We start from the raw sequence: 13,714 nt of genomic DNA, 5'->3' as shown, positions 1-13,714 counted from the left end.
AACCGAATCAGCGGGCGGATTTCAGCCCGGAATTGCAGCGCGTCATGGCATAATGCTTGCCGATAAGAGCCGTCGGGCAGGCGCAGTCGAGCGCGTCGTCCGGCCAAGGCTCGGTGGGGAGATAAAGATAGAGCCCGTCCGGTGACCCGCGCCGCCTCCCGGCAAGCGCTACATCGGGCGTCAGCACGGCCTGCGCAGTAAGTCTTGCGTCAAGTTACGGCGTTACCCTCCTTCTGATCTTCCCCGCCACACCAGATTCAAAACTCTGAGGACCCGTAAATGCGTTTGATCCTGTTGGGCGCGCCTGGCGCCGGCAAAGGCACGCAAGCCAAGTTCATCTGCGAGAAGTTCGGCATTCCGCAAATTTCCACCGGCGACATGCTGCGCGCCGCGGTGAAGGCCGGCACGCCGCTGGGCGTCGAGGCCAAGAAGGTCATGGATGCGGGCGGACTGGTGTCGGATGACATCATTATCGGCCTGGTGAAGGACCGCCTGAAGCAGGACGACTGCAAGAACGGCTATCTGTTCGACGGCTTCCCGCGTACCATTCCGCAGGCCGAAGCCATGAAGGACGCCGGCGTGGCCATCGACTACGTGCTGGAAATCGACGTACCGTTCGACGCCATCATCGAGCGTATGAGCGGCCGCCGCGTGCACGTGGCTTCGGGACGTACCTACCACGTCAAGTTCAACCCGCCCAAGACCGAAGGCATCGACGACGAGACCGGCGAAGCCCTGATCCAGCGCGACGACGACAAGGAAGAAACCGTCAAGAAGCGCCTGGACGTGTACTCGCAGCAAACCCGTCCGCTCGTGGACTACTACTCGGAATGGGCTGCCAAGGGCGATGCTGCCGCCAAGGTCGCGCCGCCGAAGTACCGCAAGATTTCGGGCCTGGGCGACGTGGACAGCATCACCACGCACGTGTTCGAGGCGCTGAAGTAAGCGCAGCCTTCCATCAGTCCACAGAAAGCGACCTTCGGGTCGCTTTTTTGTTTGGGCTTGCACATGCGCCGCCGCTCCGTACAATACGATTCGAATTGACGTTTACGTAAACGACAACCCACGAACGAGGAGACAGCAGATGGAAATCCAGGGCAACGTATTCATCGTCACCGGCGGCGCCTCCGGCCTGGGCGCGGGCAGCGCGCGCATGATCGCCGAGGCGGGCGGCAAGGTGGTGATCGCCGACCTGAACGAAGCCACCGGCAAGGCGCTGGCGGCGGAGCTGGGCGGACAGTTCGTCAAGTGCGACGTGACCTCCGAGGCTGACGGCCAGGCGGTTGTAGCAGCCGCGCAGACATTGGGCCGCCTGTCCGGGCTGATCAACTGCGCGGGCATTGCGACAGCCAACAAGACGGTCGGCAAGAACGGGCCGCACCCGCTGGATGCCTTCGACAAGACCATCCGCGTGAACCTGATCGGCACCTTCAACATGATCCGGCTGGCCGCTGCGGCGATGGTGCAGAACACGCCCGACAGCGAAGGCGAGCGTGGCGTGATCATCAATACGGCATCGGTGGCGGCTTTCGACGGGCAGATCGGGCAGGCTGCCTATGCGGCATCGAAGGGCGGCGTGGTTGCCATGACGCTGGCAATCGCGCGCGACCTGTCGCGCGACGGCGTGCGCTGCATGACGATCGCCCCGGGTATCTTCGAGACGCCGATGCTGCTGGGCATGCCGCAGGAAGTGCAGGACGCGCTCGGCAAGATGGTGCCGTTCCCGCCGCGCCTGGGCCGCCCGGCCGAGTATGCCAAGCTGGCCAAGGCGATCATCGGCAACACCATGCTCAACGGCGAAGTGATCCGCCTGGATGGCGCGATCCGGATGCAGCCCAAGTAAGCCTCTGATGCTGCTGCCGGTCTCATGCCGGCATCAGCATCACCAGCATCAGCCCCGGCGCGGCCGCGGGTACCAGCGTCAGCTGTTCGAATTGCAGCGGACCGCGCGCCGGGTGCCGGAAGCCGCGACGCCCGCCCTCCCGATCCTCCACATCCTGCGACAGCCAGTCGGCGCGAAACGCCGGGCTGTCTGCCATCAGTCCCTCGATCAGTGCGCGCGTCGGCGGATCCTCCGCAAAGCGGATGCTGTGGGCGCGGAATTCCGCCACCAGCCGGGCCGCGCGGTGCGGCCAGTCTTCGACCAGTGCCTGCAGCGCCGGCGACAGGAACATGGCGCGCAGCAGGTTGCGCTCGTGGCTGCCGGCGTCCAGCCAGCCGACGAACAATTCGGCGGCGGCAGCGTTCCAGGCCAGCGCGTTCCATTGGCGGTCGAGCAGATAGGCCGGTCCGTTGATCGCCTGCACCGAGGCCAGCACCGCTGGCGGCACCGCCTCGTCTTCCGCCTGCCGCGGATCGCGGCGTCCGGCCAGCTCGAACAGATAGGCCCGCTCGGCCCGCGACAGGCGCAGGGCAGCCGCTAGGCTGTCCAAGGCACGCGCGGACAAGGTCACCGGCCTACCCTGCTCCAGCCAAGTTACCCATGTCGCGCTCAGACCGGCGAGCTGCGCCACTTCCTCGCGGCGCAGGCCGGGAGTGCGGCGGCGGCGGCCGGGAGAGAGACCGACCTCGCCGGGAGACAGCCGCTCGCGGTGGGCGCGCAGGAAGGCGCCCAGCACGGCTTCGCGGCTGGCTTCATGGGTAGCGGGAGCGGTTACGGATTGGAGGTCGGCGTCGGCCTGCATAGACTGGTGCCTGTTATACCAGGATAAATTGCTGACTTGTACCGGGAAAATGGCCCGCATACAGTACGTGACACCCGCTTAGCGGGCAAGTCCCCGTCAACGAGAAAGCCGGCAGATCGCCCGGTTCAGGAGCAGCCATGCAACAACAGGAACTCGTCGCCGCGCAATTCGGCGCCACCGCCAGCGCCTACCTCACCAGCGCCGTGCACGCCCAGGGCGCGGACCTGGAACACCTGAAGCAAGAGCTGGCGGCGCTGATTCCCGAAGCGAAGCGAGGCCAGAGCAGCGTGCTCGACCTGGGCTGCGGCGCCGGCCACGCCAGCTTTGCGGCGGCGACGGTGGCGGCGCAGGTCACGGCCTATGACCTGTCGGAAGACATGCTCGCCGTGGTCGCCGGCGCGGCCCGGGAGCGCGGACTGGCCAATATCCGCACCCAACAAGGCGCTGCGGAGGTGCTGCCGTTCGCCGACGCAAGCTTCTGCGCCGTGGTCTCGCGCATGAGTGCCCACCACTGGCGCGACGTGCCGGCTGCCCTGCGCGAAATCCGCCGCGTGCTCAAGCCCGGCGGCAAGCTGATCCTGATCGACATTGCCGGCGCGGAAGATCCGCTGCGCGATACCTGGCTGCAATCGGTCGAGTTGTTGCGCGATCCTTCACATGTGCGCGACTACACCGGTCCGGCCTGGCGGGCAATGCTCGAAGCCGCCGGTTTCGGGGCCGATCGCATTGCCGTGTCGCCGGTATGGCGAATCGGGATCGAATTCGAGAGCTGGGTCAGGCGGATGCGCACACCCGCGTTGGCGGTCGAAGCGATTCGCCATCTTTGGCAGGTGGCGCCGACCGAAGTGCGTGAGCACTATCGTGTGCAGGCCGATGGCAGCTTCGACCTGGAAGCACTGATGGTAACGGCCGGCTGACGGGAGGCTGACCGCTCAGGCCGCTGCGTCCATCATCGGCGGCTCGGCCCGGACGGTCAGCTTGCGTACCAGGTCCCAGACCGCTGCTGCCGCCGGCGACAGCGAGCGGTCCTCACGCCGCACCATGACAATGCGGCGTTCCTCGCACGGCACCAGCGGCCGCCACACCAGCGGCGACGCGGCCGGCAGCGGCAGGGAGAACGACGGCAGCACCGACGCCCCGATCCCCGCCTCCACCATCCCGAACACGCTGGCCGAGTGGCCGAGCTCCTGCACCACCTGCGGCACCACGCCGTGCCGGCCGAACACGCGGTCGATCAGCGGCCGGCTGCCCGAGGCAAAGTCCAGCAGCACCAGCCGCATGCCGTGCAGCGCCGCCCATGGCACCGACTCGGACTGCGCGAGCGGATGGTCGCGCCGGCACACGAAGCAGAACGGATCGGTTGCCAGCGCTTCGATGGTCAGTCCGTCCTGCACCAGCGGATCGATCAGCACGCCGAAGTCCACCGCGCCGGCCCGCACCTGCTCCAGGCCGTCGGCCTGCACGTTGTCGCGCACGGTCAGGCGGATTTCGGGGTATTGCGCCGCGCAGGCCGCCACGTACATCGGCATCAGGCGTGCCGAAATGGTAGGCGCGCCGGCTATCACCACGCGTCCGCGATAGCGCTCACCAAGCTGGCGGGTTTCCTCGAGCGTATCGTCCAGCTGGCCAAGCAGCCGTTCCAGCGCGGGCGCCAGCGCATGGCCTGCATCGGTCAGCACCACTTCGCGCGTGGTGCGGTCCAGCAGGCGCACGCCAAGTGCCTCTTCCAGCTCAGCAACACCACGGCTTACCGCCGGCTGTGTCAGCCCCACCACATCGGCGGCACGGCTGAAACCGCCGCTGCCGGCCACCGCCAGGAACACCCGCAACTGCCGGAGTGTGTAATTCATGCAACGATCAGATAAATGGATTCGATAAATGAATTTGCATTCTAGACCTGGGTAACGTCCAATACTAGGCAAAACCCTAACTAGCAGCAGTCATGTCTCGTATTCTTTCGAAACTCAAGAAGCTCTATGACCTGATCGACGGCTTTGTCCTGATCATGCTGACGGCCATCGGCATCGCCCTGATTGCCCCGGAAATCGGCTCGGGAAAAGGGCCACTGCACCTTGGCCTGGTCACCAGCCTGGGCGTAGCGCTGGTCTTTTTCCTGCACGGCGCGGCGCTGTCGCGCGACAAGCTGGTGGCAGGCGCGAAGCACTGGCGGCTGCACGTGTTCGTGCAGGCGTTCACTTACGTGGTGTTCCCCGTCATCGGCCTGCTGCTGATGCTGTCGCTGCACAACACATTGCCGCCCGATCTGCTGCTCGGCGTGTTCTACCTGTGCGCGCTCCCGTCGACGGTGTCCTCTTCTGTCGCGATGACCTCGATGGCGCGCGGCAACGTACCCGGCGCGATCTTCAACGCCACCATCTCCGGGCTGATCGGCATGGCCGTCACGCCGCTGCTGATGGGGCTGGTGATCAGCGCCAGCGGCGCCTCGATGCCGCTGGGCAAGGCCCTGACCGGCGTGGCCCTGCAACTGCTGCTGCCGTTCGCACTCGGCCAGCTGCTGCGCCCGCTGATCGGCAGCTGGCTGGCCAAGCGGAAGCAGGTCACCAACAAGATCGACCGCGGCGTGATCGTGCTGATCGTTTATTCGTCGTTCTGCGATGCGACTGCCGCCGGCCTGTGGCACCAATATCAGTGGCAGACCATCGGCGCGGTGATGGGCTTGTCCGCCATGCTGCTGTTCGTGGTGCTCGGCACGACCACCTTCACGGCGCGCCGCCTGCGCTTCTCGGTTGAAGACGAGATCACGGCCGTGTTCTGCGGCTCCAAGAAGAGCCTGGCCAATGGCATTCCGATGGCCAAGATCCTGTTCGCCGGGCATCCGGCGCTGGGGCTGCTGGTGTTGCCGCTGATGGTTTATCACCAGTTGCAGTTGATTGTGTGCTCGGTGATTGCGGCGCGTTATGCGAACCGAGATGCGCTGGTGGAGGATCGGGCGGCGGCTCGGGCCTGACTACCGCGCATCGCCAAGAAAAAACGCGTTCTTTTGGTTCTTCACCGATTTGTGGGGCTGGGGTCTTTGAAGGGGCTGCTGCTGGTGAGCCTGAGGTTAGTGGCTGCAGCTGGCTGCTGTCGAGGGTCGACGGTCTCAGGTTTCGCCCCTGAAGGGGCGACCTACTTTTGGGCGCCGTCAAAAAGGAGGTCGCCGGCTACGCCGGCGAAACAGCAGCGCTTCCAAGAACCAAACCCCGCAATCCAGCGAAGCACTTTTTTTCGGCCGCGTCCCTCAAACCGACGGATTCTTAGACAACGGCGGATTCCGCGCAAAATAAGCCCGAATCCCCCGCAGGATCGCATTGGCCAACTGCTCCTGATGCGCATCGTCATTCAGCTTGCGCTCTTCCTCAGGATTGCTGATAAACGCGGTCTCGATCAGGATCGACGGAATATCCGGCGCCTTCAGCACGGCAAACCCGGCCTGTTCCACGCTGCCCTTGTGCAGCCGGTTGACGCCGCCGATCTCCGACAGCACCGCCTTGCCGACCTGCAGGCTGTCGTTGATCTGCGCGGTGGTGGACAAGTCCAGCAGCACGCGCGCGACCTGCGCATCCTTGTTGCCCATATTGGCCCCGCCGATCAGGTCAGAGGCGTTTTCCTTGTTCGCGATCCAGCGCGCCGCGGTGCTGGACGCCCCGCGCTCCGACAGCGCGAACACTGACGCACCCTTTGCCTCCGGCGACAGGAAGGCATCGGCGTGGATCGACACGAACAGGTCGGCCTGCACGCGGCGCGCCTTCTGCACGCGCACGTTCAGCGGCACGAAGAAATCCGCATCGCGCGTCATCATTGCGCGCATGTTCGGCTGCGCATCGATCTTGGCGCGCAGGCGATGCGCGATCTGCAGCACCACATCCTTTTCGCGCGAGCCCGAGACACCGATCGCACCGGGATCTTCGCCGCCGTGGCCCGGGTCGATTGCTACCGTCAGCAGGCGACGCATCTTGAAAGGCCGTTCGGCAGTGGGATTATCCCGCGCGACCGGCGGCACGACCGGGGCATTGGGCGTCGGGATGACCGGGGTCGACGGCTTCGGCTTTGAGGCAACCACCGGCGGCACCGGCGCCGTGCTCGGCGGAATCTCGCCCTTCTCGTCGAACTTGCGGACCAGCGCACCGATGGCATCTTCCTCGGCGCCGGCCGGCGCACCCGCAATGTTGTCGGAGCCCGACGACGGCGCACTGGTGGCAAAGCGGCGCTGCTTCTCTTCGGTGTCGCGCACCAGCTTCCAGAGCGGATCGGGCGGGTTGACCGGGTAGAGGTCGAATACCAGGCGGTTGCGATACGCGCCGATCGGCGCCAGCGTGAACACCTGCGGTGCGACGTTTTCCTTCAGGTCGAACACCATGCGGACCACGCGCGGGCGGTTCTGGCCGACGCGCACGGTCTGGATATAGGGGTCGTTGGGGGTGATCTTGGCGACCAGCTCGCGCAGCGTGGGCGAGAGGTCGAGGCCGTCGATGTCCACCACCAGCCGGTCCGGGTCGCGGATCATCTGATGGACGGCGGCCAGTGGCGTATCGGATTCAATCGTGACGCGCGTGTAGTCTTCGGCCGGCCAGACTCGCACCGCCACGATGCCGGCGCCAAAGACGATCTGCGGCCCGGCGAGCGTCAGCACGGCAGTGCCGGCGCCCAGCTTCAGGCATTGCGCCATCCACTTGCGGCGTGCCTGCAGCACTCCGTCGGGTCCATCGGGGCGGTCGGTGGCGAGTCGCTTGATCAGCATGCGTTAAGCAGGGTAAGTCCAGTGGGAGTATAGGCGCGCAGCGTGGCGGTGCGCCGCTCGCCGGCCTCGTCGGGGCCGGCCATGTCCGATTGGAGCAACAGGTGCAGGTCGGGTTCCCCAAGCAGGCGGCCAGCCTTTTCCGGCCACTCGACCAGGTTGAAGGCCGGCTCGGCAAAGCAGTCGCGAAATCCGGCGTCGATCCATTCCTCGGGATCGGCAAAACGATAGAGGTCGAAATGATAGACGGTGAGCGCCGAGCCGTCGGCGCGGGCCACTTCGTAAGGCTCGCACAGCGTGTAGGTCGGGCTGCGGACCTTGCCGGCGTGACCCAGCGCGCGCAGGATCGCCCGCGACAGCGTGGTCTTGCCGGCGCCGAGATCGCCGGACAGCTGCAGGTGCACGGTGCGCGGCGGCATCGTGCGCACCGTGCCGGCCAGCGCGGCGCCAAGCCGCGCGGTGGCGGCTTCGTCAGGCAGCGTCAGGGTGCGTTCTTCAAGCAAGGGCATTGCGTACAATTCAGGGATGATCGACCGAGCAGCCGAAGCGCCAGCCGCCCCCACTCCCCGTTCCGCCGGCCGCTCCGCCGGCGCTTCCACCGGACCATCCGCGGCATCTTCCAGGCCGGAAACCGCCGCGCAAGCGGCAGGCCCGGCCCCGCTGGAGACGCTTGCGGCATCGATTCGTGAATGGGGCGCCGAGCTGGGTTTCAGCTCGGTGCGCATCGCCGATGTCGATCTCAGCCATGCCGAGCCGGGACTGATGGCGTGGCTGGCGCAGGGCTACCACGGCGACATGGATTATATGGCGAACCACGGCCCGCGGCGCGCCCGTCCGGCCGAACTGGTGCCCGGCACCGTGCGTGCCATCGTTGCCCGCATGCCCTACCTGCCAGCCGGCGGCGAGGCCAACTGGCGCCGCCACGAGCTGGCGCGGCTGGGGGACCCTGCCACGGCGGTGATTTCCCTCTATGCACGTGGCCGCGACTATCACAAGGTGCTGCGCAACCGGCTGCAGCAGCTGGCCAGCCGCATCGAGACGGCCATCGGCGTCTTCGGCTATCGCGTCTTCACCGATTCCGCACCGGTGATGGAAGTGGCGCTGGCGAGCCAGGGCGGACTGGGCTGGCGCGGCAAGCATACGCTGCTGCTCGATCGCGACGGTGGCTCGATGTTCTTCCTCGGCGAGATCCTGGTGGACATTCCGCTGCCCGCCGATCCGCCCGAGGCATCCCACTGCGGCAATTGCCACCGCTGCATCGACATCTGCCCGACCGGCGCCATCCTCGCACCTTACCGGCTCGACGCACGCCGTTGTATTTCTTACCTGACCATCGAGCACAAGGGCGCGATCCCCGTGGAATTTCGCGCACCGATGGGCAATCGCGTGTACGGCTGCGATGACTGCCAGCTGGCCTGCCCGTGGAACAAGTTCGCGCACCGCGCGACGGTGCCCGACTTCGACGTGCGCAATGGCTTCGATGCGCCGGACATGATCGGACTGTTCCTGTGGACCGAGGCCGAGTTCAACCAGCGTCTGGAAGGCAGCCCGATCCGCCGTATCGGCCATGAACGCTGGCTGCGCAACCTTGCCGTGGGGCTCGGCAACAGCCTGCGCACGGCCTTGTCAGGCACTAGGCCGGAAGATGCCGCGCTGGCCACCCGCATCCGCGAGGCGCTGGAAAGCCGCCGCGAGTCGGCCTCGCCGATGGTGCGCGAGCATATCGACTGGGCGCTCGCGCAGGGCACTATCCCTGACTCACAAGCGCCAGCCATAGAGGTGTCGTGACGATGGCCGCCACGGTCATCACCGAAATCGTCGCGGCCACCATCGGCCCGTTGCCGCCCATGCGCACCGCCAGGATGTAGGCGCTTGAAGCCGTCGGCAGCGAGGCATAGAGCACCACGATCTGGTACTGCAGTTCGGTCAGCGGCAGCAGCCGGCCCACCAGCCAGGCCAGGCAGGGCATGGCGAGCAGCTTGATGCCGCTCCACCACGCGACCGGTCCGACCGTGCCGGTCGCGCCGCTCATCTGCAGCCCGGCACCGACCGTCATCAGGCCCAGCGCGGTCGAGGCCGAGCCCAGCCGGTTTAGCGTCATCGCCACCACTTCGGGCGGGTGCAACCCGATCAGGTTGGTCAGCAGCCCGCCGGCCGTGGCCAGGATCAGCGGGTTGCGCGCCAGTTCGCGCCACAGCCGCGTTTCCCCATGCCGCGCCAGCGCCCAGACCGCCGCGACGTTGCACAGCGGCACCGTGCAGCCCACGATCACCGCCATCATTGCCAGCCCCTCGCTGCCACCCAGGCGCGAGGCCAGCGCCAGCCCGATGTAGGAATTGAAGCGGAACGCGGTCTGCAGGCCCGAGGCAAAGCTGATGTCGTCCGGCCGCAGCACCCATTTGACCGCGTAGCCGCCCACCATGCCGAATGCCATCACCAGCAGCGCCAGGCCGAGCATGGCCGAGGTCGAGGAGAAATCGAACACTGCGCTGTTGGTCGATTGCAGCAGCAGCGCGGGAAACAGCACGAAGTAGACCAGTCGCTCCACCCCTCCCCAGAAGGCGCGGTCAAAGGGGGAATAGCGCACCAGCAGCCAGCCGATCAGGATCAGGCTGAAGTCCGGCACCAGCAGGAGAGCAGATGACATCTTGTCTTTATTGTTCTATTGGCAACAGCGAGGGTCGCCGTGCATGTCGGGGATAACAATCGGCACGGCCGTGAGCAATCCCCCTGGCAGAGGGATTGGTGTGAAAAATGTGCAGATTAGGGCAGATACGGATAGGTATTTTTCCAGAATTGCGCGAGCATGGCATGCCAAGTTGTATGTCTGCCCTATGTTGCCCCGCCGTACCCCTTCCCGGTCGTCGTCCCCGTCGTTGTACGCGGACACCGCCCACCGCCTCCGTCACCAGCTCGCCACGCTGTGCATAAGCGTGACGCTGGGCGCGCTGTTGCCCGCGGCTGGCGCCAGCGTGATCGAGGGCATGCGGTTCGATGACGCGGCGCGCGTGGGCGGCAAGGAATTGCAGCTCAACGGCACCGGCCTGCGCGCCGGCCTCGTGCTGAAGGGTTACGTAGCCGCGCTGTACCTGCCCGAGAAAGCGCGCAACGCCACGGTGGTGCTGGGCACGTCCGGATCCAAGCGCCTGCAGCTGCGGATGCTGCGCGAAACCGACCCGGTGACGTTCGTCAAGGCCATGCAGAAGGGCATGCGCCAGAATCACAGCGAATTGCAGCTGCAGATGCTGTCCGCCCGCCTGGTGCAGCTCGAGCAGACCATGGACCAGGTCGGCACCGCCCACAAGGGCGACGTGATCAACATCGATTTCTCGCCGGACAGCGGCACCGTGGTCGCCATCAACGGCACCCCGCGCGGCCGTCCGATCCCCGGCGAGGATTTCTATCAGGCAGTGCTGCGCATCTTCCTTGGCGATAACCCGGTCGACCGAGACGTCAAGCGCGGCCTGCTAGGTGGATGAGGCTGTTTCAGAATGATTCTGGCGTCGTTGCGCGGCCTTGCCGTACTACTTGTACTGTCTGCGGCCGCGCGCCTAGCCAGAACCGCTTCGCTTCATTCTGAAACAGCCTCACAACTACTTTGACGTTGCCGGTGCGTGGCCGCCACCTGCGGCCATGCGACGGCGTTTCTGTTTCCGGGTCCCACCCCTGCCCGGACTTTCCTGACGGGAGACATGATCTCATGCAAGCTGGCAAAACCGCCCTGACCCTGGCCCTGGCTGCCGCGGCATCGTTCGCGCACGCGCAGAGCTTTCCCTCCAAGCCGATCCGGCTGATCATTCCGTTCGCCCCCGGCGGGACCACCGACATCGTCGGCCGCGGCGCCGCCGACCAGATGAGCCGCATTCTCGGCCAGCCGGTGGTGGTGGAAAACCGCGCCGGTGGCGGCGGCTCGATTGGCGCTGACGCCATCGCGAAGTCGGCCCCGGACGGCTACACCATCGGCATCTCGACGGTGTCGACCATGGCGGTGAACCCGGCGTGCAACCCGAAGCTGTCGTACGACCCGATCAAGGACTTCAAACCCATCACCAACCTGGCCAACGTGGCCAACGTGATCGCGGTCAATCCGAACTTCCCGGCCAAGAACTACAAGGAGTTCCTGACCGTGCTGAAGGCCAACCCGGGCAAGTATTCATACGCGTCGTCGGGCACCTGCGGCTTCGGCCATATGCTGGGCGAGCAGTTCAAGGTCTCGACCAAGACCTTCATGGTGCATATCCCCTACCGCGGCGCGGGCCCGGCGCTGAACGACGTGCTGGCCGGCCAGGTGCCGATCATGGTCGACAACCTGCCGTCATCGATGCCCTACATTAAGGCCGGCAAGCTGCGTCCGCTGGTGGTGGCCTGGAACAAGCGCCTCGACTCGCTGCCCGACGTGCCGACCTTCGGCGAAATGGGCCTGAAAGAGCCGAACGATCCGGCCTGGTACGGCCTGGTGGCACCGGCGGGTACGCCTGACGAAGTCATCAGGAAGCTGAACGAAGCAGCCGTGAAGGCACTGCAGGACAAGGACTTCCAGCAACGCCTGCGCACCGCCGGCGCCGAGCCGTCGGGCAACTCGCCGGCCCAGCATGCTGCGGAAATCAAGAAGGAATACGACAAGATGAAAACGCTGGTGAAGGTGCAGAACATCAAGCTTGAGCAATAAGCTTCACGCCTGAGAAGCCTGCAGGGGCCGCCGCGAGGCGGCCCTTTTTTGTGTCCGGGCACACCTCGAGCCAATCGGCGCCCGGGCGAGAAAAAGCACTAAAATCCAGACTTCGCCCCACCACAGCCGCCATGCCAGCCAATTTCGATGCCATCCTTTCCGCCCCGTTCGGCAAGATCGGCGTGCGCACGGACGGCGCGCTGATCCGGGAGATCCAGTACCTGCCCGAGAGCACGATGAGCCGCGCGCCGGAGAACGAGGTGACGCGCCTGCTCGCCGCGCAGCTCGACGCCTACTACGCCGATCCCGACGCGCGCTTCGACCTGCCGCTCGCGCCCGCCGGCACCGCATTCCAGCGCCAGGTCTGGCAGGCCATCTGCGCTGTCCCGCGCGGCGCGGTGACGACCTACGGCGCCATCGCCAAATCCCTGGACGCAATGCCGCGGGCCGTCGGCCAGGCGTGCGGCCAGAACTGCTTCCCGATCGTGATTCCCTGCCATCGCGTTATTTCCGCCAAAGGCATTGGCGGCTTCTCGCATCATGCCGAGGACGGCTTCTTCCTCGACGTGAAACGCTGGCTGCTGCGCCATGAGGGCGCGATGCTGATATGACCGGAATCAGGAAGACCGCCGCAAGCAAGGCGAAGACCACCCGCCCCGGGGCTCGCAAGGCGGCGTTGGACGAGGCAGACGCGCAAGCCGGGAGCGCCTCTGCTTCCGATCTGGCACTGGTCGGCCGGTTCTGCGACGCGCTGTGGCTCGAAGACGGCCTCTCGCGCAACACCATCGACGCCTACCAGCGCGACCTGTCGATGCTGGCGCGCTGGCTGCCCCATGCGGGACACGGCAACCTGCTGGCGGTCGACGACGGTGCGCTGTCAGCCTACTTTTCCGCGCGCCATGCCGAGACCCGGGCCTCGTCGGCCAACCGGCGGCTGGCCGTGTTCCGGCGCTTCTACCAGTGGGCGCTGCGCGAGCGCATGATCGAAGCCGATCCCTGCATCCTGCTGCGTCCCGCCAAGCAGCCGCCGCGCTTTCCGAAGACACTCAGCGAAGCCCAGGTGGAAGCGCTGCTGGAAGCGCCCGACACCGCCACGCCGCTTGGCCTGCGCGACCGCACCATGCTGGAGCTGATGTACGCGAGCGGCCTGCGCGTGTCCGAGCTGACCCAGATGAAGACCGTCGAGATCGGACTGAACGAGGGTGTGGCGCGCGTGGTCGGCGGCAAGGGCGACAAGGAACGGCTTGTGCCGTTCGGCGCGCAGGCCGGCGACTGGCTGCGCGAATACCTCGCCAAGGCACGCCCGGCCCTGCTCGCCGGCCGCGCCTGCGACGCCCTCTTCGTTACGCAGCGCGGCGAGGGCATGACGCGCCAGGCATTCTGGCACCTCATCAAGCGCCACGCGCGCGATGCCGATATTCACGCGCCGCTGTCGCCGCACACGCTGCGGCATGCGTTCGCCACGCACCTGCTCAATCACGGCGCCGACCTGCGCGTCGTGCAGCTGCTGCTTGGCCACGCCGACATCTCCACCACCCAGATCTACACGCACGTGGCCCGCGAGCGCCTGCGTGAGCTGCACCAGCATCATCATCCGCGCGGCTGACAGACGCGCACGCACCG

At 66.2% G+C, this 13,714-nt stretch carries 14 protein-coding genes; 9 read left to right on the top strand and 5 right to left on the bottom strand.

The features are described from left to right. Positions 1 to 279: 279 nt before the first annotated feature. Together adk and RM96_RS25495 are read left to right on the top strand one after the other, a co-directional pair. The gene (gene adk / locus RM96_RS25500) at positions 280 to 945 is read left to right on the top strand and encodes an adenylate kinase (RefSeq protein WP_039014501.1); all 666 of its coding nucleotides are present in this window, start codon (positions 280 to 282) and stop codon (positions 943 to 945) included. A gap of 139 nt (positions 946 to 1,084) precedes the next feature. Then, positions 1,085 to 1,843 (top strand): SDR family NAD(P)-dependent oxidoreductase, encoded by a 759-nt coding sequence (locus RM96_RS25495; protein WP_039014500.1) that lies wholly within the window; start codon positions 1,085 to 1,087, stop codon positions 1,841 to 1,843. Positions 1,844 to 1,865: 22 nt separating this feature from the next. On the opposite strand, the gene RM96_RS25490 is transcribed toward RM96_RS25495, so the two are convergent. Further along, entirely contained in the window at positions 1,866 to 2,684 is an 819-nt protein-coding gene (locus RM96_RS25490) for a helix-turn-helix transcriptional regulator (protein ID WP_039014499.1), read from the bottom strand. 137 nt (positions 2,685 to 2,821) lie between these two features. Between RM96_RS25490 and RM96_RS25485 the strand changes: the two genes are divergently transcribed. Further along, positions 2,822 to 3,601, top strand: coding sequence for a class I SAM-dependent methyltransferase (locus RM96_RS25485; RefSeq protein ID WP_039014498.1), 780 nt, complete (start codon positions 2,822 to 2,824; stop codon positions 3,599 to 3,601). Positions 3,602 to 3,616: 15 nt separating this feature from the next. Here the strand turns inward: RM96_RS25485 and RM96_RS25480 are convergent, their stop codons facing one another. Beyond that, a complete protein-coding gene (locus tag RM96_RS25480) occupies positions 3,617 to 4,534 on the bottom strand; it encodes a LysR family transcriptional regulator (protein WP_039014497.1) in 918 nt (305 codons plus the stop codon). A 92-nt stretch (positions 4,535 to 4,626) separates the two neighbouring features. On the opposite strand from RM96_RS25480, the gene RM96_RS25475 reads away from it, so the two are divergent. Next, the gene (locus RM96_RS25475) at positions 4,627 to 5,652 is read left to right on the top strand and encodes a bile acid:sodium symporter family protein (RefSeq protein WP_039014496.1); all 1,026 of its coding nucleotides are present in this window, start codon (positions 4,627 to 4,629) and stop codon (positions 5,650 to 5,652) included. Between the two features lie 273 nt (positions 5,653 to 5,925). On the opposite strand, the gene RM96_RS25470 is transcribed toward RM96_RS25475, so the two are convergent. Further along, positions 5,926 to 7,425: an N-acetylmuramoyl-L-alanine amidase gene (locus tag RM96_RS25470; RefSeq protein WP_039014495.1), complete on the bottom strand. Its 1,500-nt coding sequence runs from the start codon at positions 7,423 to 7,425 to the stop codon at positions 5,926 to 5,928. Next, complete coding sequence (gene tsaE / locus RM96_RS25465; RefSeq protein ID WP_039014590.1) at positions 7,419 to 7,931, bottom strand: tRNA (adenosine(37)-N6)-threonylcarbamoyltransferase complex ATPase subunit type 1 TsaE; 513 nt, start codon at positions 7,929 to 7,931, stop codon at positions 7,419 to 7,421. Before tsaE ends, RM96_RS25470 begins: the two co-directional genes overlap by 7 nt. A gap of 16 nt (positions 7,932 to 7,947) precedes the next feature. Here tsaE and queG point away from each other — a divergent pair, with 16 nt between their 5' ends. Further along, on the top strand, positions 7,948 to 9,210 hold the full coding sequence (gene queG, locus RM96_RS25460) for a tRNA epoxyqueuosine(34) reductase QueG (RefSeq protein ID WP_082016705.1): 1,263 nt from the start codon (positions 7,948 to 7,950) through the stop codon (positions 9,208 to 9,210). Here queG and RM96_RS25455 read toward each other — a convergent pair. Then, entirely contained in the window at positions 9,170 to 10,069 is a 900-nt protein-coding gene (locus RM96_RS25455; RefSeq protein WP_039014494.1) for an AEC family transporter, read from the bottom strand. The two genes, queG and RM96_RS25455, sit on opposite strands and share 41 nt — an antisense overlap. Positions 10,070 to 10,298: 229 nt before the next feature. On the opposite strand from RM96_RS25455, the gene RM96_RS25450 reads away from it, so the two are divergent. The 4 genes from RM96_RS25450 (at position 10,299) to xerD (ending at position 13,697) form a co-directional block, all read left to right on the top strand. Beyond that, complete coding sequence (locus RM96_RS25450) at positions 10,299 to 10,901, top strand: chalcone isomerase family protein (RefSeq protein ID WP_238587403.1); 603 nt, start codon at positions 10,299 to 10,301, stop codon at positions 10,899 to 10,901. Positions 10,902 to 11,122: 221 nt separating this feature from the next. Further along, entirely contained in the window at positions 11,123 to 12,091 is a 969-nt protein-coding gene (locus RM96_RS25445) for a tripartite tricarboxylate transporter substrate binding protein BugE (RefSeq protein ID WP_039014493.1), read from the top strand. Positions 12,092 to 12,222: 131 nt separating this feature from the next. Continuing rightward, the gene (locus RM96_RS25440) at positions 12,223 to 12,702 is read left to right on the top strand and encodes a methylated-DNA--[protein]-cysteine S-methyltransferase (protein ID WP_039014492.1); all 480 of its coding nucleotides are present in this window, start codon (positions 12,223 to 12,225) and stop codon (positions 12,700 to 12,702) included. Then, entirely contained in the window at positions 12,699 to 13,697 is a 999-nt protein-coding gene (xerD, locus tag RM96_RS25435) for a site-specific tyrosine recombinase XerD (protein ID WP_082016703.1), read from the top strand. Before RM96_RS25440 ends, xerD begins: the two co-directional genes overlap by 4 nt. Positions 13,698 to 13,714: the final 17 nt, after the last annotated feature.

Origin of the sequence: Cupriavidus sp. IDO, assembly GCF_000812465.1 — a bacterium.
Lineage (GTDB): Bacteria > Pseudomonadota > Gammaproteobacteria > Burkholderiales > Burkholderiaceae > Cupriavidus.
The sequence above is the reverse complement of the archived record's forward strand: the minus strand, read 5'-3'. Positions and strand labels throughout refer to the sequence as shown.

Bases quoted from the DNA above. Each gene is read 5' to 3' on its own strand.
- RM96_RS25455 (WP_039014494.1), bottom strand. From the start codon at position 10,069: ATGTCATCTGCTCTCCTGCTGGTGCCGGACTTCAGCCTGATCCTGATC.
- RM96_RS25475 (WP_039014496.1), top strand. From the start codon at position 4,627: ATGTCTCGTATTCTTTCGAAACTCAAGAAGCTCTATGACCTGATCGAC.
- RM96_RS25445 (WP_039014493.1), top strand. From the start codon at position 11,123: ATGCAAGCTGGCAAAACCGCCCTGACCCTGGCCCTGGCTGCCGCGGCA.
- adk (WP_039014501.1), top strand. From the start codon at position 280: ATGCGTTTGATCCTGTTGGGCGCGCCTGGCGCCGGCAAAGGCACGCAA.
- RM96_RS25495 (WP_039014500.1), top strand. From the start codon at position 1,085: ATGGAAATCCAGGGCAACGTATTCATCGTCACCGGCGGCGCCTCCGGC.
- RM96_RS25440 (WP_039014492.1), top strand. From the start codon at position 12,223: ATGCCAGCCAATTTCGATGCCATCCTTTCCGCCCCGTTCGGCAAGATC.
- RM96_RS25490 (WP_039014499.1), bottom strand. From the start codon at position 2,684: ATGCAGGCCGACGCCGACCTCCAATCCGTAACCGCTCCCGCTACCCAT.
- queG (WP_082016705.1), top strand. From the start codon at position 7,948: ATGATCGACCGAGCAGCCGAAGCGCCAGCCGCCCCCACTCCCCGTTCC.
- RM96_RS25480 (WP_039014497.1), bottom strand. From the start codon at position 4,534: ATGAATTACACACTCCGGCAGTTGCGGGTGTTCCTGGCGGTGGCCGGC.
- tsaE (WP_039014590.1), bottom strand. From the start codon at position 7,931: ATGCCCTTGCTTGAAGAACGCACCCTGACGCTGCCTGACGAAGCCGCC.
- RM96_RS25470 (WP_039014495.1), bottom strand. From the start codon at position 7,425: ATGCTGATCAAGCGACTCGCCACCGACCGCCCCGATGGACCCGACGGA.
- xerD (WP_082016703.1), top strand. From the start codon at position 12,699: ATGACCGGAATCAGGAAGACCGCCGCAAGCAAGGCGAAGACCACCCGC.
- RM96_RS25485 (WP_039014498.1), top strand. From the start codon at position 2,822: ATGCAACAACAGGAACTCGTCGCCGCGCAATTCGGCGCCACCGCCAGC.